Annotated in this window: 23 protein-coding genes and 1 pseudogene; 15 read left to right on the plus strand and 9 right to left on the minus strand. The window is 43.6% G+C overall.

What is annotated here, in order from left to right:
• Positions 1-48 precede the first annotated feature (48 nt).
• Positions 49-867, plus strand: a complete 819-nt coding sequence (locus QFZ78_RS35785; protein ID WP_307556074.1) for a phytanoyl-CoA dioxygenase family protein — start codon at positions 49-51, stop codon at positions 865-867.
• A gap of 14 nt (positions 868-881) precedes the next feature.
• On the opposite strand, the gene QFZ78_RS35790 is transcribed toward QFZ78_RS35785, so the two are convergent.
• Positions 882-1,676, minus strand: a complete 795-nt coding sequence (locus tag QFZ78_RS35790; RefSeq protein ID WP_307556076.1) for a helix-turn-helix domain-containing protein — start codon at positions 1,674-1,676, stop codon at positions 882-884.
• 171 nt (positions 1,677-1,847) lie between these two features.
• Here QFZ78_RS35790 and QFZ78_RS35795 point away from each other — a divergent pair, with 171 nt between their 5' ends.
• A complete protein-coding gene (locus tag QFZ78_RS35795) occupies positions 1,848-2,018 on the plus strand; it encodes a hypothetical protein (RefSeq protein ID WP_307554512.1) in 171 nt (56 codons plus the stop codon).
• Here QFZ78_RS35795 and QFZ78_RS35800 read toward each other — a convergent pair.
• Positions 2,015-2,362, minus strand: coding sequence for an ATP-binding protein (locus QFZ78_RS35800; RefSeq protein WP_307554514.1), 348 nt, complete (start codon positions 2,360-2,362; stop codon positions 2,015-2,017). The genes QFZ78_RS35795 and QFZ78_RS35800 overlap by 4 nt on opposite strands.
• Positions 2,363-2,540: 178 nt before the next feature.
• Here QFZ78_RS35800 and QFZ78_RS35805 point away from each other — a divergent pair.
• The 5 genes and pseudogenes from QFZ78_RS35805 to QFZ78_RS35825 all read left to right on the plus strand — a co-directional run.
• Positions 2,541-2,657: pseudogene (locus QFZ78_RS35805) on the plus strand (DNA mismatch repair protein MutT); the annotation flags it as partial.
• Between the two features lie 75 nt (positions 2,658-2,732).
• A complete protein-coding gene (locus tag QFZ78_RS35810; protein WP_307554516.1) occupies positions 2,733-3,854 on the plus strand; it encodes a GntR family transcriptional regulator in 1,122 nt (373 codons plus the stop codon).
• A 385-nt stretch (positions 3,855-4,239) separates the two neighbouring features.
• Positions 4,240-5,586, plus strand: coding sequence for an ABC transporter substrate-binding protein (locus QFZ78_RS35815; protein WP_307554518.1), 1,347 nt, complete (start codon positions 4,240-4,242; stop codon positions 5,584-5,586).
• A 70-nt stretch (positions 5,587-5,656) separates the two neighbouring features.
• Positions 5,657-6,595, plus strand: coding sequence for a carbohydrate ABC transporter permease (locus tag QFZ78_RS35820; protein ID WP_307554520.1), 939 nt, complete (start codon positions 5,657-5,659; stop codon positions 6,593-6,595).
• 16 nt (positions 6,596-6,611) lie between these two features.
• On the plus strand, positions 6,612-7,448 hold the full coding sequence (locus QFZ78_RS35825; protein ID WP_307554522.1) for a carbohydrate ABC transporter permease: 837 nt from the start codon (positions 6,612-6,614) through the stop codon (positions 7,446-7,448).
• A gap of 602 nt (positions 7,449-8,050) precedes the next feature.
• On the opposite strand, the gene QFZ78_RS35830 is transcribed toward QFZ78_RS35825, so the two are convergent.
• The gene (locus QFZ78_RS35830; RefSeq protein ID WP_307554524.1) at positions 8,051-8,809 is read right to left on the minus strand and encodes a hypothetical protein; all 759 of its coding nucleotides are present in this window, start codon (positions 8,807-8,809) and stop codon (positions 8,051-8,053) included.
• A 48-nt stretch (positions 8,810-8,857) separates the two neighbouring features.
• The gene (locus QFZ78_RS35835; protein ID WP_164826796.1) at positions 8,858-9,031 is read right to left on the minus strand and encodes a hypothetical protein; all 174 of its coding nucleotides are present in this window, start codon (positions 9,029-9,031) and stop codon (positions 8,858-8,860) included.
• Between the two features lie 192 nt (positions 9,032-9,223).
• On the opposite strand from QFZ78_RS35835, the gene QFZ78_RS35840 reads away from it, so the two are divergent.
• The 3 genes from QFZ78_RS35840 (at position 9,224) to trhA (ending at position 11,696) form a co-directional block, all read left to right on the plus strand.
• A complete protein-coding gene (locus QFZ78_RS35840) occupies positions 9,224-10,318 on the plus strand; it encodes a glycosyltransferase family 2 protein (RefSeq protein WP_307554527.1) in 1,095 nt (364 codons plus the stop codon).
• Positions 10,315-10,914, plus strand: a complete 600-nt coding sequence (locus QFZ78_RS35845) for a glycerol-3-phosphate acyltransferase (protein ID WP_307554529.1) — start codon at positions 10,315-10,317, stop codon at positions 10,912-10,914. Before QFZ78_RS35840 ends, QFZ78_RS35845 begins: the two co-directional genes overlap by 4 nt.
• Positions 10,915-11,051: 137 nt before the next feature.
• Positions 11,052-11,696 (plus strand): PAQR family membrane homeostasis protein TrhA, encoded by a 645-nt coding sequence (gene trhA, locus QFZ78_RS35850; RefSeq protein ID WP_307554531.1) that lies wholly within the window; start codon positions 11,052-11,054, stop codon positions 11,694-11,696.
• 53 nt (positions 11,697-11,749) lie between these two features.
• On the opposite strand, the gene QFZ78_RS35855 is transcribed toward trhA, so the two are convergent.
• From QFZ78_RS35855 to QFZ78_RS35865, 3 genes are all read right to left on the minus strand, one after another.
• Complete coding sequence (locus QFZ78_RS35855; RefSeq protein WP_307554533.1) at positions 11,750-12,910, minus strand: UxaA family hydrolase; 1,161 nt, start codon at positions 12,908-12,910, stop codon at positions 11,750-11,752.
• Positions 12,911-12,931: 21 nt separating this feature from the next.
• Positions 12,932-13,255, minus strand: coding sequence for a UxaA family hydrolase (locus tag QFZ78_RS35860; protein ID WP_307554535.1), 324 nt, complete (start codon positions 13,253-13,255; stop codon positions 12,932-12,934).
• A 120-nt stretch (positions 13,256-13,375) separates the two neighbouring features.
• Entirely contained in the window at positions 13,376-14,293 is a 918-nt protein-coding gene (locus tag QFZ78_RS35865) for a helix-turn-helix transcriptional regulator (protein ID WP_307554537.1), read from the minus strand.
• 132 nt (positions 14,294-14,425) lie between these two features.
• Between QFZ78_RS35865 and QFZ78_RS35870 the strand changes: the two genes are divergently transcribed.
• Both QFZ78_RS35870 and QFZ78_RS35875 read left to right on the plus strand, forming a co-directional pair.
• Positions 14,426-15,313 (plus strand): sugar phosphate isomerase/epimerase family protein, encoded by an 888-nt coding sequence (locus tag QFZ78_RS35870; protein ID WP_307554539.1) that lies wholly within the window; start codon positions 14,426-14,428, stop codon positions 15,311-15,313.
• A gap of 131 nt (positions 15,314-15,444) precedes the next feature.
• Complete coding sequence (locus tag QFZ78_RS35875) at positions 15,445-16,854, plus strand: HEAT repeat domain-containing protein (protein WP_307554541.1); 1,410 nt, start codon at positions 15,445-15,447, stop codon at positions 16,852-16,854.
• A gap of 83 nt (positions 16,855-16,937) precedes the next feature.
• Here QFZ78_RS35875 and QFZ78_RS35880 read toward each other — a convergent pair whose 3' ends face one another.
• Positions 16,938-17,789, minus strand: a complete 852-nt coding sequence (locus QFZ78_RS35880) for an AraC family transcriptional regulator (RefSeq protein ID WP_307554542.1) — start codon at positions 17,787-17,789, stop codon at positions 16,938-16,940.
• 4 nt (positions 17,790-17,793) lie between these two features.
• Positions 17,794-18,447: a TetR/AcrR family transcriptional regulator gene (locus QFZ78_RS35885; RefSeq protein WP_307554544.1), complete on the minus strand. Its 654-nt coding sequence runs from the start codon at positions 18,445-18,447 to the stop codon at positions 17,794-17,796.
• 140 nt (positions 18,448-18,587) lie between these two features.
• Here QFZ78_RS35885 and QFZ78_RS35890 point away from each other — a divergent pair, with 140 nt between their 5' ends.
• From QFZ78_RS35890 to QFZ78_RS35900, 3 genes are all read left to right on the plus strand, one after another.
• Positions 18,588-19,334, plus strand: coding sequence for a DHA2 family efflux MFS transporter permease subunit (locus tag QFZ78_RS35890; protein WP_307554546.1), 747 nt, complete (start codon positions 18,588-18,590; stop codon positions 19,332-19,334).
• Positions 19,331-20,086, plus strand: coding sequence for an MFS transporter (locus QFZ78_RS35895; RefSeq protein ID WP_307554548.1), 756 nt, complete (start codon positions 19,331-19,333; stop codon positions 20,084-20,086). The genes QFZ78_RS35890 and QFZ78_RS35895 overlap by 4 nt, the downstream gene beginning before the upstream one ends.
• 121 nt (positions 20,087-20,207) lie before the next feature.
• Entirely contained in the window at positions 20,208-21,236 is a 1,029-nt protein-coding gene (locus QFZ78_RS35900; protein WP_307554550.1) for a DUF3231 family protein, read from the plus strand.
• Positions 21,237-21,333: the final 97 nt, after the last annotated feature.

Raw genomic sequence — 21,333 nt, forward strand, 5'->3', positions numbered from 1 at the left:
ACACTTAAGTCATAAGTCATTACGCAGAGGAGTGTATGTGAATTGTTGGTGAAGGTAGGAAGTCGCGAGTTGGAGCTGGGTGGTCCTTATTTGACGGAGCTGAGGAGCTCAAACGAGATTGTTCATGATGTGGTGTCGCTGCGCGAGCGGATGGAGGAAGACGGATATCTACTCATCCGCGGATTCCATGACCGAACGAAGGTTCTTCATGCACGCACGAGTATTTTAGAAAAAATGGAAAAGATGGGGAAGCTTGATCGCGATACCCTGTTGGAAGAAGGCAGAATGGCCGATGGCAGCAAGAGCATCTTCATGGGGGGGGCGAATGAGGACCTGCCGGCTTTGCTTAATGTTTTAAACGGGGATCATATCATGCACTTTTTTGATGAACTCCTTGGGGAACCCTCGCTTACGTATCATTACAAATGGCTCCGGGCGGTAGGCAAGGGTGATTTTACTGGAGCCCATTATGATATTGTTTATATGGGAAGAGGTACAGAGAAAGTCTATACGGTTTGGTCGCCACTAGGGGATGTATCTTATGAAATGGGCGGACTTGCAATTTGCCTTGGATCTCATCGTTTCGAAGACTTGAAACAGTCTTACGGGACGAAGGATTCAGATCGTGACGGTATTGGACATTATACCGATGATCCGCTGGTTATTACGGAAAAATTCAGCGGGAAATGGGCTACAACAACGTTTGAAGCAGGAGATGTTCTCATCTTCGGCATGTATTTGCTTCATTGTTCGCTAGAAAACACAACGAACCAATATCGGATCAGCGTAGATGCGAGATATCAATCGGTCAATGAGAAGGTTGATGAGAGATGGAGCGGTAAAAAGCCGCGAGGTCACGATCAATGAAGTGATCATAATGCTTATTGTCGGCGAAAAACGCTAGGCGGCATGCCATAGTGCTTCTTAAAGAGCTTTGAGAAGTGAAACTCATCATAGAAATGCAGAGCTGCTGCTATTTCCTTGACTGGTAAGTTAGTCGTTTCAAGCGAAACTTTGGCCGACTCTAACTTTAGTTTAAGCATATAGCTGGTTGGAGAATGTCCGGTCATGGAACGAAAACGAGCGAAGAAGTAGGTGCGTGACAAACCGCTCTTTTGCACAAGCTCATCAATTTGCATAGGTTTGTTTAAGTTTTTGTGCATATAGTAGAGGATTCTGTCCATCTCGGTATGGTTAGGCGCAGCAAAAAACGACTGTTCCCTTGCGAAAAGGAGCAGCACTTCCTGCAGCAGGATGTTGGCTGAATAAGCGTAACCAGTGGGTTGTGCGATCAGGGTTTCAATGATTTTTTCGCTTAATTGAAGGGCTTCGGCCAACTTCGCCGTAGATAAGATTTCTCCAACAGGAAGATGGAGGAAGTGCATCATGTCCAAGCTGCTGAAGTCAATAAAGTAAAATTTCCAATTGTTATTCTGGCAGTTGTATGTACAAGGAATGGCATCTTGTACGAGGAAAAAGGAGCCGGGGTACAAGTCAAATCGGTCATCGGCTAGGGAGATGACACCATTTCCTTCATAAGTAATAAAAAGCCCGGGTGTAACAAATCCCGCACTTTTAGTTACTTGATAGGTGTCGTTGGCTTGAACTTTCCAAATGGAAATAAACTTGCAAAGGGGAACGGCTGACTTTTCTCCTAAGCTATAGGGAATATCCATGTAGGACACTACAATTCACCTGCCTGAAGTTTACATTTTGTATGGATATACATCTATGATAAATGAATTCATTTTAAACCTGTGGTGTTCATTTTGGGTAGTTAAATAGGTGGCTTTTTGATGTATATGTGTATAATGGAGGTATGATAATTACAAAGGTGGACGACATAGATGATTAAATGCACAAATTGTTCGAAAGTAACAGATATTCAAATGCATCGCTGCGTCCATTGTGGAAAGATCCTGACGTACACCGTTGCAGAGAAATTCGATATCCTTGCAGAATCTGTTGAATATGCCTTGAAGATGGAGCTAGAAGCAAGAAGAAAGATGAAGCATTAGATCATAGGCAAATAAATTGAAAACTCTGTTCCTACGTCTTTCTCACTGTTGATTCGTACTTTCCTTTGAAGATTGCGAATGATCTGAAAGCTCACCATCATACCTAATCCAGTTCCACTTTCTTTAAGTGAATAGAATGGTGATCCCAGTTTATCAATCTGCTCCTTTGTCATACCGATTCCTTGATCCTTCACGCTAATCTTAATAAAACCGTCGTTGTTTGGGGAGCGGGTCAACCCAATAGTGCCGTCAGCCGTTCCGCTTCTGATTGCAGCTGCTGATTCTTTCTGATCATTTCCGTTATCTCTAATGAAGAACTTTTGGAAAAATACGATAACCGGCATGCTGAATAAAAGGGTCAGAATTGTATGATAAAATCCTAAATCTAACCATTCTAAGTAATTCGATCATTTCTTTTTAGTTCCTTTTATTTATGTTCAAATCCGTGAGCTGTTGATCCAATCATCAGCGGGCATTTTTGGTCTTGAAAATTGAATAACAAAAAGGGGATTATTGTTCTTTGGAGAACTACTTTGGGTAGATATTAACGAAGCATTAGAGTTACCAATGCAACCATGGTTTAAACGTAGGTTCCCCTTATTTTTTGAGCAAGGAACTTTTGAAAGAAAATTTAATTAAACAATGGTAGGATTGCTAATCATCTATGGAATGATATACTTAGTATATTAACAATACAGCGGTAGGGTGATTCAGATGGAAGAACATTTATATGAACAGCTTTATAGGCATATTATTCATGAGATTAAAGAGGGAAGATTGAAGGCAGGAGATCGCGTATCTTCCGAGAAAGAACTGGCCGAACAGTTTGGTGTCAGCCGTATCACTTCCAAAAAAGCGCTGGAGAAGTTGGCCGAAGCAGGGGTCATCAAACGGATTCAGGGAAAAGGTTCGTTTGTAGCGAGTGGTGTTACTGGTGGATTAGAACAAAAGCGTCATTCGGAGGAAAGAACGGGTATGGTACCCGCTGAAAAAGAAAGACCTTTGATCGGGTTCATTATTCCGAATTTTTCCGACGAATACGGCCTGCAACTGCTTCGATCGATAGAAAAACAGAGTGCTGAGCACAAGTATGATCTGATCATCAAGCGAACTTGGGGGAGCAAGGAAGAAGAAGAACGCGCTATCCAATTGCTTGTCAGTCTAGGCATCAAGGGCTTAATCGTGACTCCCATTCATGGCGAACATTATAATGCTGAGCTGCTTCGTCTCGTATTGGACAAGTTTCCCATTGTATTAGTCGACAGATACTTGAAAGGAATTCCGGTTTGCTCGGTTTACACGGACAACAAGAAAGCCGCCCAGGATCTTACGCTTCATCTGATCGGGAGAGGCCACGATAAAATCGCCTATTTGTCTCCCCCGGAGGAAAACACATCAACTTTGGAGGAAAGGATATTGGGGTATACCTTGGCCTTTACACAAGAGGGATTGAAGCTAAATCAGGACTATTGTTTGACGAATTTAAAGGGTACCCTCCCTATGAACCTTAACGGAACCGCAATCGATAGTGACAAAAAGACGATTAAGAGCTTTTTGGAACAATATCCTGAAGTCAAGGCATTTGTCGCCTCGGAATTTCTGGTCGCAACCATGCTGGCTCAGGTTATCGATTCGTTGGGCAAATCGTTGGATGAATATGACATCGTTTGTTTTGACTCACTCAACGATTATCTTGGGAAGCCGATATTTACTCACATTCAACAAGACGAGAAACGGATGGGCGAAGGAGCGGTGGACTTGCTCGTCTCGCAGTTAATCGGAGAAGCCGTCCCCGAACAGAGAATTATCGAACATCGAATGGTCGTGAAAAAATAGCCGGTAACGGTGACTGAACAGCGATTGAAAAACATGGGTTACACCATGTTTTTTTTGTTTTGTTTTGTTTGGGTACGCCAGCCTAGTAAGGACAGTATCTTAGCGGTGAAAGTCTGATATATGGAAATTTGTTACACTCATGTCGTGAAATTGAAGTTGACATGGTATGTTTTTTGATATTAATATACTTAGTATATAGAAGCATACTATTCTATTGAAATGAGGTGGATTTGCTCGATGCATACATAAGATCGAATCAAGGAGCATCACCTGCGTCTTTCCCACAATATGATTCACACTATGTCATAGTCAACAAGAATGTAAACGCATACATTAATGGGAGTCAAGTTGAAATAAAAAAATCTATCTTAAGGGGGATTTACGCATGAGAAAATCCACAAAACTCGCATTTCCAACACTGGTATCTTTTCTCACTATTTCAGTACTTGCAACTGCGTGTTCATCGACTACTCCAACTACGGGAGGCACTAATTCAACAACTCCATCAAGCACCGCAGCCTCGAACGAGAAAGGCGGACAAGGTAATGTAACTGTCACTATGTGGCACGGTCTTACCTCGATCGATTTGGAAAATATGAATAAAGTCGTGAAAGCATTTGAAGCGAAAAATCCCACGGTCAAAATCAAATTGGTGTATACAGAATCCAATGAGGGCGCCGATCAGAAGCTGCTTACTGCGGTCGCAGGTGGCAACCCTCCAGATATTGCCTATTTCGACCGATTTAAGGTCGGCTCTTGGGCAGCGCAAGGTTCATTGACTGACCTATCTACGATGGCTGCTGGAGCTGGAATAAATAAGAACTCGTATTATCCATTTGCATGGGATGAGTCCAATTATAAAGGCAAGTTATATGCCATTCCGTTAGGTACGGACTCACGTTTGCTGTTTTACAATAAGGATCATTTCAAAGAAGTTGGGCTCGACCCCAATAATCCTCCCAAATCGCTTGCCGAACTCGAAGCGGCTTCTGAAAAGTTGACCATCAAGGATGGCAAACGTTTCAAACGAATCGGTTTTATTCCATGGTATTCACAAGGCTGGCTATACAGCTGGGGATGGTCATTTGGGGGAGACTTCCAAGATAAATCAACTGGCAAAATCACTGCGAATGATCCTAAAGTCGTAGATGCGCTTCAGTGGATGACCGATTTTGGTAAAAAATACAATGTCGAGGACATTGCAGGATTCACAAGCGCAGCCGGTACGGATGAAATGGATCCATTCATTTCCGGTCAAATCAGTATGAAGATAAGTGGAAACTGGACGGTAGCTGGTATCAAAAAATTTAAGCCGAACCTGAATTACGGTGTTACACCGATACCGACACCTACTGGATCAAACTTTACGACGTGGTCGGGCGGCATGTCCCTTATTATCCCTAAAGGTTCCAAGAACATTGAACCCGCTTGGAAGTTCCTTGAATTCTTGGGTAAAGAAGAGGGGCAATATTTGCTGAATGCCCAGTCTGGCATGTCGGTTATTGATTCGGTTAACGCCAAGTTCGGGTACAAGGACGATCCAATTATGAAAGAATTCGTCAATATTCTTCCTAAATCACACAACCGTCCGGTCATTCCTGAAGGACAGCTGTTATGGAATGAATTAGCTTCTGCAACGGAAAAGGCCACTCGTAGTAATGGCACTCCGAAAGAAAATCTGGATAAAGTAACAGAAACCGTAAACAAAGCGCTGGAAAAATATAATAAATAAGATGCTAAGTAGGCAGGGAGAGCTCTCGCTCCTTGCCTATTGGCCTATAATATTCGGAAGGAGAATGTACATGGCGAAACTAGCCGAATCGGTTCATTTAAAAGCTTCTCCAGTAGCAAGAAAACAAAGATCATTTCGCCGAACTAACGTGATTGGGTGGCTCTTTGCTTCACCTTGGGCTTTAGGGCTCATTTGCTTTTATGCAATTCCAATGTTCGCATCAATTTACTTTAGCTTCACCACTTACAGCATCCTGCAGCCTGGAGAATTTGTCGGTCTGAATAATTATAAGGATCTTTTTAATGATCCTTTGTTTTGGAAATCCATATACAACACAATCTATTTTGCTGTATTTTTTGTTCCTATAAGTATATTTTTCGGTGTGGCACTCGCCATGATGTTAAATTTGAAGGTCAAAGGTATGGCTATATACAGAACGATCTTCTTCTTACCGACTCTTGTGCCACAGGTGGCTTTGGCTGTTCTGTGGATGTGGTTGTTACATCCAAACTTCGGTTTGGTGAATGGGATGTTAGCAAGCATCGGTATCGATGGCCCCCCTTGGCTGGGTGGTGAAGCTTGGTCCAAGCCCTCGCTCATCCTTATGTCGCTTTGGGGTATTGGTCATGCTGTCGTCATCTATCTTGCTGGATTAGGAGACATCCCCGATGAATACTACGAAGCAGCGGAAATCGATGGGGCCAATTGGTTTCAGAAAACGAAAACAGTAACGCTGCCTTTGCTAACTCCTGTTATTTTCTATAATCTGGTTATGGGAACGATCGGTGCGTTCCAACAGTTCACGCTTCCTTACACAATGACCAAAGGACAAGGTACCCCTGCAAATTCCATGACATTTTACGTCATGTATTTATACGAGAACGGATTCAGATATTTCAAAATGGGCTATGCTTCCGCCATGGCATGGATTTTGTTTGTTATCGTTATGGCATTAACTGCATTGATTTTCATTTCGTCTAAACGATGGGTTCATTATCAAGGGAAATAAAGGAGGCCATATAGGAATGAATCCTCTAGCTGTAAAAAAAATTAACCGAGCTTTAGCTCATTTATGCCTAATTATTGCTTCATTCTTTTTCATTATTCCGTTTATTTGGCTGGTCTCAACTTCTCTAAAACCGCTCACACAAATCTTTACATTTCCCCCTGAGTGGATCCCACATCCTTTTCAGTGGAGTAACTATTCCCGTGCGGTAGAGTATATCCCTTTCTGGACATATTTGAAAAATACGGCGATGATTACAATCATTAGTACGATCGGTGTGATCATATCCTGTCCCTTGGTTGCATACAGTTTTGCCAAGTTGGAATGGCGCGGTCGCGGTGTGTTGTTCTTCGTCACCCTCGCAGTTATGATGATTCCCGGACAAGTGACTATGATCCCCCTCTTCCTTTTGTTTTCTAAATTGGGTTGGGTGGGAACATCTCTCCCGCTCATTATTCCCCAATTTTTTGGAGTACCGTTTTACATTTTCTTATTAAGGCAGTTTTTTCTTGGACTGCCGGATACCCTTCGCGAAGCGGCCCGCATAGACGGCGCAAGTGAGTTTCGTATTTATCTACAGATCATGTTTCCGTTAGCCAAGTCCGCCGTTTTAGCTGTGGCACTGTTTCAATTTATGGGAAGCTGGACCGATTTCATTGGTCCTCTGCTTTATTTAACTAATGAGCCTTCCTATACGGTCTCACTCGGATTGCAGCAATTCCAAAGTCAAAAAGGTTCCGAGTGGGGCCTGTTAATGGCCGTATCCACCTTGATGACATTACCAGTTATTGTATTGTTCTTTTTTCTCCAGAAAACGTTTATTAACGGAATTACCTTTAGTGGTATAAAAGGATAAAGATACCTTATAACATGTATTAGTGAATCCTGCTGAGATTTTTTTCAATTACAGTCTGCCGAGAGTGGAGGAGCATGCTTTGATGCTGCTCCTCTTTTTCATATTTTAAAGTAACATGCAGTAATCTTTATGAAAAGATCTTAAAATCTTTAATGAATTCGGTATAATTCTCTTAAATGTATCCTAACTGCAGCATTTATTCAGGCACATACAGCTTAATCACATCGGCTTTAACTTTAACGAAAGGAGCCGTTAAAATACCATCAACGACATTAGTGCTCAATAGGCATAGTAAATCGACATGTTCCCAAAGGCAAAAAGTAAAAATGACTGCCAGGAGACAGCCAAAAGGAGAGTATGTAATGACATACTCTCCTTGGAGGCGCTAACGGTAAATGTTGTACAGCGAGCAACAATTTCTCGGATTTCTGCTCGCCATGCTGGAGATGTTGTATTTCTTACAACAAAGTAGCCTTTTTTCATTCGAAATGGCCAATTTTGGTTGGAACTATTGTATTAAATACAACATTGGCGAGGATAACGCTACATAGACTCAATAAAGTTGTACAAAGTACAACTTTACAAGTTTTCAAGATATCAGGTTAGGATGTTACCTTTTGTAATTTAGCAGGATTATTAATTTTGTAAGGTACTGGATGTTTCGAGAGCTTCTTCGCTACAATTTTGCATTCGAACGAGAGCTTGTCCCCGATTTCTAGCTCCAATTTCTTAAGCGTGGCACTGTGGCTGGACCAGGCTTCACCGATCTCCATTTCGGGTTCTATCATGGAAACAGCTTCGTAGATAATGACTTCATCTTCAGTATCAGAGAAGTTGTTCGGTACAGTTGTAAATTCCTTTACTGTAGCGATCATTTTCACCTTTTCTTCGGGAAGTTGAAGCTTAGGAGCTTTTTCCTTTTTGGCCTTCTCTTTTTTTGGCTCTTTAGGGACCTTTTTAACTTCAAGCTCTTCAGTACTAGCGTCTACGTTAGCTTCCACATTAGCTTCTACGTTAGCTGGAGCATCTACTTGCAAAGTCTCAAGCTCCAGGGCTTCCGCCTCAGTGGAGTCAGCGGTTCCTGCACCTCTCTGGCTGTAATTGGCAGCTTGCATTTCCTTCAGGTAGGAGGGGTGAATGCAGTGCAGCTGCTTGTTGTCGAATTCAATGACAGCCGTCATTTTATCCACAAAACCAACAATGCCGCAGGGCAGATTCATACCATTCCCCTTGTAGAAGAATGCCTTTGTTTTCGCTGCTTTCTCTGAAAGCAAGCCCCATTCTTTACACTGTTCGAGCTGCTCGGTCTCGTCTTCGAAAGTATTATACGAAGTGGGCTGGATGGTAAACGCATGGACCATGTTATATCCGCCTTTCTATTATTTCGTTTTGGAAGTATGTATCACTAGTTATTCTAAGCGGTAATCATCGGTTTTCTCGCCGTCTTCCCAAATCTCTACGAAAAGGGCCTCGCAGTTTTCAAAGTCAGTCGGCTTCAGAGAAAGTGCTTTCTCCTCATCTGCGCCTACATAAACATTTTCCATTCCTTCACCATCGAAGGAGAGGATAACATATATTTTCATATGCCATTGTGCCTCCAGTAATTTGATATTGAACATTATAACACAATTGCGGAAATGTTCGCTTGTTGAGCAGCAGTAGATGGCTTAAAATCACCCCAAAGTTCATATATATCACTACAACCTGTTCTCCATATTGTAAGGGCAGCACTTTCATCCATCCGTTATGAGGGAATTGAAGGAGGGGGTTCGAGGGTGGCGATATATGTATTAGTTGTCATCGGATGTCTATGTGGTTTCTTGTTATTTAGAAAAAATGTGATTACTGTCAGTCAGGAAAAAGGTCCGGAAAATGTGAAGCTGTCTATCATAATCCCTGCCAGGAATGAAGCATGCAATTTGCCTCATCTTCTTCATGCACTCAAGGTACAAACCCTGGAACCCTTTGAAATTATCGTTGTTGATGATTTTTCGGAGGACGATACGAAGGAAATAGCTGAAAGTTACGGGGTTACTGTGATTAGCAGCACGAGCCTTCCACAGGGTTGGACGGGTAAAAACTGGGCCGTATGGAACGGATATTTACAAGCTTCGGGTGATTTAATTGCCTTTCTTGATGCGGATCTTCGCTTAGCTCCGCGTGCGCTGGAGGCATTAGTTAAGGCGAGAAATAAAGCGGGAGGCGTCGTTTCTATCGTTCCCTTCCATTATACGCAGAAGTTTGTTGAAAGACTGGCGCTGATCTTTAATGTGCTTGGTGTATTCGCTTTTACATCTCCTTTTGAAAAGAAAAATCCGAAAAAAGGTCTGTATGGCTCCTGCATCTTAACGACTAGGGAAGATTATGAGAAAATCAAGGGACATGAAAGCATCAAGTCGGAGATGTTGGATGATTTGAACCTTGGGGCCACCTATAGGAATGCCGGGATTCAAGTGACGAATTTTATCGGGCAAGGCCTGGTTTCTTTTCGTATGTATCCACAAGGGATCCAAAGCGAGGTTCAAGGGTTCGGTAAAGGAGCAGTCCTAAGCACGTCTAAGTTAAGTCCGGGCACGATCCTCCTTGTTGCCATTTGGGTTGTCGGGCTGATTGCTTCAGAAACTTTCTTCCTATTTATCAACACTTCATGGGCGCTACCCCTTTTCATTGGGTATCTCTTATACATGATTCAATTGTTTTATTTGATTAAACATGTTGGTAGGTTTGGAATCATTATGCCTGTTTTGCATGTTCTCTCAACATTATTTTTCATCTTCGTCATGCTGTATTCCGTCTATCAGGTCGTATTCCTTGGGCATGTGTCATGGAAAGGACGGCACGTCAAGGTAGGAAGCAGGAGGGGGCAATGACCATTGTTTGGACGGTTTGTGCCTTTCTATCTGGATCCTTCATGTATTCATACTGGCTTGGCCTTATCGCCCAAAAAAACTTGAAGACGGTTGGTGACGGGAATCCGGGGGCTCTAAATCTGTGGAAGGCAGCTGGTTATAAGCTTGGTGTTGTTGGTATTATTCTCGACTTTTTAAAAGGATACCTTATCCTTCTTTTTGTATTGGGGAATGAAAAGATTCAAGGGTACTCCATGATTTCTATCGCACTGGCTCCGATTATCGGGCATGCCTTTTCTCCATTCCTTAAGGGGAAAGGAGGCAAAGCAATTGCTGTGACCTTCGGCGTATGGAGTGCATTATCAAGCTTTGAAGTTTCTCTTGCTTTTGCCGTGTTATTGGCCATTTTACTGTGTGCAATCAAAGTGATAAACAGAGGAAAGTCTACATCGACAGAGGCAGACGGCTTACAGGTTGTTATCGGATTTCTGCTGGTAGGGATCTATTTGTATATGAGGGATTATTCGAGTGCGATCCTTTGGGTTTGGTTAGGGAATTTTCTACTGCTTGCCTATACCCATAGATATGAGCTTGCTGTCTATTTAAAGGGGCGATGAAGAAATAAATAAAATGGATCTCGGCCATGATGCCGGGATCCATTTTTTTATTCTTACAATCAGGACTGAGGTGATTACATACTAGGCTTCAGGTTAGGAAAAACTAGGGGCTAAGTAGAAAGGAGTGAGCCTGCGTAATGGAAGATAGATTGGCTCTGAGGGAAGAACGGTTAAATGCATTAAGCCACGGCATGGGCGCGGCGCTAAGTGCCTTCGGTCTTTTTTTACTTTTACAACGTTCCGTTCTGTTCGAAGATCTTGCCTATATCATTAGCAATGCGATTTATGGTGTATCCTTTTGCTTGCTATATCTGTCCTCGACCCTGCTGCATTGCTCTCGCTCGAAGAAGTGGGGCGAACGCTTTGAAGTCATGGACCATTCGGCTATCTTTATTGCCATTGCAGGCTCGTATACGCCATTCCTACTGATTACCTTGCAAGGAACTCTTGGTTACACTTTGCTGCTGTTGATATGGGGATTAGCTTTCGGAGGCGTGCGCTATGTTCATTTGATCATTAGGCGGTTTATGCCTTGGGGCCTGCTGATGTATTTATTGATGGGTGCTTTCATGGTTTCATTAGTCGGTCCACTAGGTGAACTTCTTCCCTCAATGGCTCTAGCTTGGTTAATGTTCGGAGTCGCTTTTTACTGCATGGGCGTGCCATTCTTTCTTTGGCGAAGGTTAAAATATCACCATGTCATTTGGCATTTGTTTGTGCTTGCAGGAAGCAGCTGTCACTTTATTGCTGTGTATGCTTATGTGATGCCTGCCGTTTTGTAGGGATGAATATGTGCCTAGTGTCCGGCAGGCTGACATCTGCATAATACTTGGATCTATAAGCTAGGACCGATACGGTTAATGCTGAATTCCTGATGGCCCAGTATCTCTGCCTTAGTCAGTTTGCCTTCAGCCACTTCACAAATTTCCTGCCAGATTTGTTCGCCTGCTTGCTCCAAATTTAAGGTACCAGCGAGCATGCTGCTCACATCCACATCCATATTGTCTTCCATGTTTGAATAGGTGAATTTGTTTGCCGTAATTTTGATTACGGGGACAACAGCTGAACCCGTTGGCGTTCCGCGACCCGTCGTGAAACAGACGATGTGCACGCCGCCTGCAGCCATACCGGACACACATTCGATGTCATTTCCCGGTGAATCCATAAAGTATAATCCATGTTCTGGAACATGTTCAGCGTAACCAATTACATCTTGAATGGGGTGCGTGCCGCATTTGCTGATACAGCCGAGTGATTTCTCTTCAATCGTAGAAAGTCCACCCGCAATGTTGCCGGGACTTGGATTACCGCCGCGCATATCGGCGCCCATACGCTCGATTTCTGTTTCAAATCGCCCGATAGCTTCGTAAAGCTTGTCGCTTGTTTCAGTCGTATTGCAGCGGCTGGCCAGAATGTGCTCAGCGCCAATGATTTCCGTCGTCTCACCGATGACGATGCTGCCTCCAGCATACATTAATTTATCAGCGGCTACACCTAAAGCAGGATTGGAAGCTAATCCGGATGTAGCATCCGAGCCACCGCATTTCACCGCTACTTTCAGCTTATTCAACGGGATTGGAACCTTCGGTTGCTGGGCCAGATCGGTCAGCAATCTTTTGGCAATTTCAGTCCCATGCGAAATGGCTTTAACCGAACCACCGATGGATTGAATATCAAAAACCTCCACGGGTTTGCCAGTCGCTTTAATCGCATCGGCTAGTGCAATGGGATCGATGACCTCGCAGCCCAAACTAATAATGATAGCAGCACCAACATTCGGATTTTGCCCCGTACCTGCCAAAACATCGAAGGTTCTATTCTTGTCATCCCCAATTTGACTGCAGCCATGCTGATGAGGAATCACGACCGCTCCGGGTATCATTTGTGCAATTCGATTGCAAACATGGTTGGCACAGATAACGGTCGGAATGATGATTAAATGATTTCGAATACCGATGTCCCCATTCTCTCTCTGATAACCCATAATAGTAGTCATATCGCAGCCCCCTTGGCATAGTTAGGATTCATGTGTTTTCGGTATATCTCCGCGACCGCGAATACCTTCAATATTGTGGACATGAACATGCTCGCCAGCTCGAATATCTTGGGTTGCTTTACCAATGACATCCCCATATTTAACGACCTCGGCACCTTGTTGGATGAATGCAATGGCTACCTTGTGTCCGAATGGGATAGAGTCATGCAATGTTAGCGTTTGCATACTTGCACCCTTATAGAAATGAATAGATTCACCGCTCGGAATATCACGCAGCACGGTCGCAACATCGTCTTTTTCGTTCATGACAAGACTATCTGTCCCGTGAATGAAGTCATGTGACATTAGATCCCTCCTCAGAGTAAGCTTGCACTTAGCGTATTTATAAGCATCAAGTTTCAATTCTAGTTTAAGGAAGTTGGATGGAATTGAATAGAGACTTTTCTCACGCATGTTAGCACAAGACTAAGATAATGGGGGGACTGACTTCATAGCGGACTCCCGTTTTCGCCGAATGTCAGAAGGCGGGAAACTCTTATATTTCTTGTATAGCTTTGTAAAATAGTTAGCGTTTCCGCAGCCAATCCGCTCAGCGATTTCGGTTACTGTCCATTCGGTTTCACGAAGTAAACGATCAGCTTCGTTGATTCGCAGCCAGTTCACGTAATCTACGAAGGTACGTCCGGTTAGCTTCTTGAACGTTTTGCAAAAATGATACGGGTTCAGATTCACCATCCGTGCAGCCTGCTCAACCGATAATGGCTCAGCTATATGGGATTCTATATGCTGGATCAACGGTTTGAAAGATTCCGAATGACGGGCAGGAGCAGGTTTATCTATGAACTTCTCCGGTAAAAACTGCCGAGATAGCAGAGCGAAAAGCAGCTGAAAGTTATGTTTGATGACGAGCTCGTACGCGGCATTTTTATGCTCAAACTCGGCTGTAGATTCACGAATGAGTCTACGGTAAGGAGCAGCAAGTTCATCCTCGGCCAATAATTTGACAGGCAGTGGAACTCGCCCGTCCAGAAACGGGAGGATATACCGTTCGTGCACGGGGTCTGGGTGCAACACTCTCAGCAAGGAAGCATTAAAAACGACAGCGACATACTCCATTTCTTCATTTGCTGCGTTGTAGCCTACATGCAAAGCTCCCGCGGGCACAAAAAGCAGGTCACCAGCGTTGGCCTCATAAGGACGGCTATCTATATGAAATATCGCTTTACCAACCTGCATATCAATGATCTCGAAATGTTCATGCCAGTGAAGATACAGAATGTTATCGTCTTTAGCGGCTGAATGCGGTCGGTTTCGGTAGAAACGGATTGGATAGCTGCTATCCCAGAGTGGTGTTTTCTCCATTAAATCTTGAGGGTACGTCATGAGCTGCCTCACTTTCCTAAGTATCAAGATAAGACCTATTTGGAGCAAGATAGGATAGTGAATTTGCCGATATTCCTAGTTATAATGATCATATTCATTTATCTTATACCAATATAGGAGTGATATACAATCATGAATAAGAAGCTTAGAGTGGGTACTTTAGTTGGTGGTGGAGATGCCGTTCGCATCATCCCCCAAATTGCCAAGCACGGATTTGAATCCTACAGCTTATCCTTTTGGCAAACAACGGGGAATATCGATCTCAAAGAAACGGCAAAGCGGGTAGCCGACATTGTGGCAGAGCACGACGCTGTCATATCTACGATAGGTGTATTCGGAAATCCACTCACGGGAACAGGAGATAATAAGGATACACTCGCGAGCTGGGAGCGGCTTATTGATCATGCACATCTCTTTGGTACCGATATCGTAAACGGTTTTACCGGCCGTATTCCGGATCGTCCAATTGATGAGTCCATACCGAAGTTCAAGGAAGTGTTTGGTGAGCTTTCTCGGAGAGCCGCTGATCACGGTGTGCGACTTGCTTTTGAGAATTGTGATATGGGCGGAACGTGGAAGACAGGGGATTGGAACATTGCCCATAACCCAACTGCCTGGAATCTAATGTTTAATGCCGTACCGGCGGATAACATTGGTCTGGAATGGGAGCCGTGCCATCAGATGGTTAGTTTAATCGATCCGATTCCGCAGTTACGTAAATGGGTCGATAAAGTGTTCCACGTCCACGGCAAAGATGCGACAATTGCGTGGGATATTGTTCGGGAATATGGGGTCCATGGGAGCCAAGAGTTCGTTTGGCACCGTACACCTGGCTTTGGGGACACGAATTGGTCCGATATTATTACGATTCTGCGTCAGGCAGGCTACCAAGGTACAATCGACATTGAAGGCTGGCATGATCCTGTCTACCGTGATGAGCTCGAGATGACGGGTCAGGTGCATGCTTTGAACTATTTAAAACGCTGCCGTGGCGGAGATTACATTCCAAACCCTGTTTAATGAGTCGTTTCTTGTTCCATCTTAGTTTTGTGCTAGCTCTGATTAAGATCGTCTATTTTTAGTCAGAGCCATCTTTCTTATAATAAGGTCATTGTTACCGCATTCATTCAAAGCCAAGGAGGCTAACAGCTATGCAGGAAAACACACCTTTATTATTGACAGACGAGCAAATGAGAGAATTTATTACAAACGGGTGTTTGATTCTCAAAACTGATTTTTCGAGCGATTTTCACAGTAATCTTGTAGCACAATTAAACACGGTTTATGCGGAAGAGGGCAACCCCGGCAATAATTTACTACCCCGCATTCGTGAGCTGCAAAAAGTATTCGATCACCCTGTCGTGACAGGTGCTTTAACAAGCGTATTAGGGCCGAACTATATGATGCACGCACATAGACATGGGCATTTCAATGCTTCAGCTACGGCTGGAGGCTGGCATAAGGACAGCTATTGGGGTTATAACAGAATGCGCAATCACCACCCCAATTGGGCAATGATTATGTATTTCCCACAGGATACACCAGTGGAATTAGGACCAACAGGAGTAATGCCAGGCACACAAAATTACCAGAGTCGGACTTTTGAATCCAATGAACAAGAAGGGGAAGTCTTAGCAAGCGGCGAGGCGGGTACTTTTGCACTGATCCATTATGATATTTGGCATCGTTCCACGCCGAATGTGTTAGGACAGCCGCGCTACATGCTGAAATTTGAATTCATGCGCACAGAACTGCCGCAAGCACCTAGTTGGAATAATCAAGAGGCAGCATGGAGAAAGCCAGCTAACTTGCATTTGCCAATAGCCGAGCATGATTTGATGTGGGAAGAAACTTGGAACTGGCTGTCTGGAAAAATTGCCAGTCTGGCAGGAACAGCTGCATCTGATCCGGATCAAATTAAGGAGTTATCCGCTAAGTTAGCTGGTTTTGAGCCGCTAGCAATCAATGCGGCCTATGATCTGGCAAGAAGAGGGCAGCAGGGAGTAGACGCTTTACTCGAAGGATTAAATAGCGAGAATAGCCAAGTATCACGAGTTTCGGCTTATGGGTTATCCGTTTCAGGAAGCGAGGCCGTTAACGGGCTAATTGCAGCTTTACATCATGAAAATACTGAAATCGCTACCCATGCGATATTTGCTCTTGGTGAATTAAGAGGGGTAGCGGCAGTAGCCGTTCCTACACTCATAAAGCTGCTCGAACATCCAGCTGATTCTGTTCGCTGCGCCGTAGTGGATGCACTTGGATTGATGGACACACCTTTGGATGACATTGTGTCAAGCTTAGGTAGATGTTTACAAGATGAGAACGCACAAGTTCGCTTCATGGCAAGTTTATCCTTGTCACGATTAGGCTCTCAAGCGGAAGCAGCTGTGCCGCAGTTGGAAATCGCGTTGGATGATGAGAACAGATATGTTCGTGCTCATGCTGCGGAATCTCTGCATTATATCGGTACGGAGCGGGCTAAGAATACGCTCATTAAGTTTCTGCTTAATTCTCGCTGGTGCCCGACAACGACAAAGACAAATGCTTTCTATCCGTAAAAGCGCAAAATTGGTAAAGAAAGAGGGCAAATTAACTTTTGCCCTTTTTGCGTTGTTTCCTTGATTCAATTAATCACAGTTCGTTATAAATCGATCATTTTCGGTTTCAAATCACGGAAAGAAGTAGGTGTAAAACCCGTTTGTTCTCGGAACATGCGGGAAAAATACGATAATTCCATTCCCAGCGAATCGGCGATTTGTGAGACATTTAATTCTGTCATCATGAGTAAATCCTTGGCCTTTTCCGAGCGCAAATGGTTCATATATTGAATCGGTGAATAACCCGTAAATTGTTTAAAGGCATTAATAAAGTAGTTAGGGTGATAGTGCGCAATTTGGGATAATGTATCGACGGATACATTGTCAGCAATATGCTGTTCCATATAGTGCAGGACACTATTCATTTTCTCGAAAGTAGGGGTAGAAGCTAGATTCAGCTTGACGGTTTCACTTTGTTCAATGAATTCGGCAATGAATTCACTTAAAATTGCATTGACTCTAAAAGCAGAGGTTAACTCTTCACCTTTATTATATGCTATCAGTTGTTCGAATTTTCTCCGTAAAGCCTCTGTATCTTTAATCGTAATGAATGCGGATGTTTGCAAAATCTGAAACAGATCCAAATCCCCGATTTTGGCCGTGAAATGACACCAGTATTTTCCGAAAGTGTGATCGCTTATGGTTCCATAGGCTTGATTACTCCCCGCTGGAAGCAGATAAAGTTCACCTGGCTTCGGATAATAGGTCTGTTTCCCAATTTTTACAAAGCCTTCTCCCTCGATAATAAAATACAAGCGATTAAACGGACAGGAAGCATTCTCATCGTTCCAGGATTTCAGCACCTTGGTGTAAGCCGCAATCGATAAATCAAGCTTCGCTTTAGCGATATATTTCTTCCAGAAGATGAGCTGGCTAGGATTCATATCTATTCTCATGGGCTTATATTCCTTTCACGAAGAGTCGGCAAATGCCCTCAACAAATTGCTCCTTGTTATAGCCGAGAATTTCTCTATGATATAAGTACTGTTCTGGCGTTAGGGAGGCAAGTATAGTGTTAACAGTCAAATTGACATCGATCTGTTGAATCTCTCCTTGTTGAACAGCACGAGTGATCAAAGGAGCAACAATGCTGTGAAGTCGGATATAAATGGGCTTTTTGTGTAAATAGAAGCTTCGTTTTTCGGTATACATGGTGTTGATGACGGAAAGTAAAGAGGCTTTATCGTCCACAAAATCAATAATTCGAGCGATCGTGTCCGCCAATTGGTTCATAGCTGTAACCTCGGGACCGGGATTAGCAAGACCCTCTTCAAGAGAAGCAAGAAACTGGGCTGTTGTTGAACGAAGCAGATCGCTGCAAACCTCGCCAATATGGGCGTAACGGCGATAAAGAGTGCCTTGTCCCACACCCGACTCTTTGGCAATCTGGTGCATGGTAACGGATTCAATTTGATTGGTTTCGAACAGGCTTCTGGCAGACGTAAGAATACGCCGGCGATACTCTGAATCACGTTCCTCACGTCGACCGCAGGGTGGAATTGCTTTCATATCTTGGCTATATAATGAATTTTCATTGGTATCTGGATGTTTCATACGTGCTCCTCCTATAAGAACAAACCTTAATAAAAGAAATAATTGACATGGCGGACAATTGTCCGTATTATGATGTTGCGGACAATTGTCCGTTACTATTGTAGCACGATGGCATACATATTGTGAAGGAGGTACACAACATGAGTCAACCCACAACATCTGGCCAAGCGGAGCCAGAGTTTAAGATTACGAGCATTCTGGTACCGCTCATTGCTATCATATCGGGTATATTTATGGTTATCCTCGATACGACTGCGATGAATGTGGCCTTGTCAAAGCTGGTCGTCGATTTTAAAACGGATTTACCGACCATTCAGTGGACCGTAACGGGCTATATGCTGGCGACAGCGGCAGTCATTCCTCTAGCGGGATGGTTATCTGACCGATTTGGGGCGAAGAATGTATTCCTCACTTCCGTTGTCCTTTTCACCATAGCATCGGTCTTATGCGCTACACCGAACAGCGCGGAGTGGTTAATTGTTTTCCGTATCCTTCAAGGTTTAGGCGGCGGATTCGTTATGCCTGTTGCTATGGCATACGTATTTCGGCTAAGTCCACCGAACAAAATTGGTCAGGTGATGGGAATGCTGGGGGTGCCCATTTTGCTGGCGCCTGCGATTGGGCCTATCTTATCCGGATGGCTCGTTGAGTACCATTCCTGGCATTGGATTTTCTTAATTAATCTTCCCGTTGGTATTTTCAGCTTTATCTTTGGACTATGGAAGCTGCCAGCTGTCGCACGTAAGAAGGTAGCTGGTTTTGATTTACCGGGCATGATTCTAGGGCCCATTGCCTTCGCATCCTTATCGTATGGGATTACACAAGGTGCTGAAGCTGGACTTCCGGTAAAACGCTGTGGGGCATCATCATTGGAGCTGTCGCTTTGATCGCTTTTATCATTGTTGAACTTAAATCCAAACTCCCATTGCTTGAGCTTAGAGTGTTCCGATCTGTCGATTTTTCCTTCAGTATTTTCGTACAGTGGGTACTGCAATTCTGCTTGTTCGGGGCCATTTTCCTGCTTCCGCAATTTCTACAGCAAGCCCGCGGGTACGGTGCGTTCGATACGGGGATGACGTTATTCCCGCAAGCGTTAGCTTCGGCCATCATGATGCCGATTGGCGGTTACTTGTTTGATAAAATCGGTGTTCGCTGGTTGGTTGTTGTTGGGCTCAGTCTTGTTTCCGGAGCGATCTTTCAATATTCGCATGTTGATTTAACGACAGAAGGTCATGACTTAATTTTACCGCTTATTATGGCTGGTTCGGGTATGGGTCTTATGATGATGCCGCTTAATTCGCATCTCATCAAGAAAGCTCCGCATGATTTGGTGAGTCGAGTTACTTCTTTAACGAGTGCCATGCAGCAAGTTATCAATTCTTTCGCAGTGGCAACCTTGGTGACAATTCTCTCCTCGCGTGTGAATTCATCCATAGCTGCAAAAAACATTCCAATAAACAGTCCTGCTGATATGCAAAAGGCTATGCTTGCTGTAGCGCCCGAAGCGTTCGGCCAGACATTCCACGTGATGCTAATCGTTGCGATCTGTGGGATATTCTTAGGCTTGTTCCTTCGCCGTGATAAGAAAAAGCCTAGTGAGGCTGTGAAACAAGAAGTCGTGTTAGAAGGACTACACTAAAGGGAATAATTGTACAAGAAGCTTACCGATGAATCGGTAGGCTTTTTTTTTGTACATAGAAGTTGGTATTTATGGAATTCTAACTAATAGCGCAAAACAAAATAGTAGGGGGGGGCATACAATGAGTCAAGATGAATCGAAACTGGCAAAGAATCCGCATCATATTCGACTAACTTCTGGTGATATCGCGCCTCTATGGGGAGGTTATTTAAGTGACAGTATGGTCAATTGCGTGCTTAAACATTTCTTGCATACTGTTGAGGATAGTGAAGTAAAACCAATCATTGAATTTGCTATTGGATTGACAACGGAACATATGGAATTTAAAAACAAGTTATTTAAAGACGAAGAGTTCCCTATCCCTCTTGCCTTTACAGACAAGGATGTCAACCTAAATGCACCAAGACTATTTTCAGATGGTTTTATGCTACTTTATCTCAGACATATGGGCATTGCTGGCACAGTTACTTATGGAATGGCATTAGCAAGCAGTTCAAGACAGGATATTCGTGCATTCTTTCAACATAATCTGAAGACTGCGGCTGAGCTGCTGGAGAAATCTACGGCTATTCTGCAATCTAAAGGACTTCTCCCTAGGAGTCCTTACATACCGTATCCCAATTCAGTTGAATACGTGCACAAAGAAAGTTGGTTAAATGGACTGCTGGGCGATCGTAGACCCTTAAATGCCGTAGAAATCACAAACCTTTATTTGAATGTTATGAAGAACAGCATAGGTCAGGCATTGATGTTAGGTTTTTCTCAAGTCGCTAAAAACAAAGAAGTCATAGAATATATCGTGCGCGGCAGAGATATCTCCTCGAAGCATGTCGAAGTATTCAGCGCGTTATTACGCGATGACCAGCTGCCGGCTCCCATGACTTGGGAAACAGAAATTTCGAATTCTAAGGAGTCCCCATTTTCCGATAAGCTAATGCTCTACCATACAGTCTTTCTTTCAGCGGTAGGAATGGGGAACTATGGAGCTTCCCTTGCAGCAAGCATGAGGAGGGATCTGACAACTGTTTATCTTCGGCTTACAGGTGAAATCGGAACTTATGCAGACGATGGTGCAGAACTCCTGATAAACAATGATTGGATGGAAAAAATGCCTGGTGCGATTGAGCGTAACGCTCTATTATCCTTATAAGCTGTGATTTAAATGGTCTTAGGACATAAACGTGTAATCCCATTTAAATCAAATAAAAAAACCATCCAATGATTCGTAATGGATGGTCTTTGGTATG

Origin of the sequence: Paenibacillus sp. V4I5, assembly GCF_030817255.1 — a bacterium.
Classification (GTDB): domain Bacteria; phylum Bacillota; class Bacilli; order Paenibacillales; family NBRC-103111; genus Paenibacillus_E.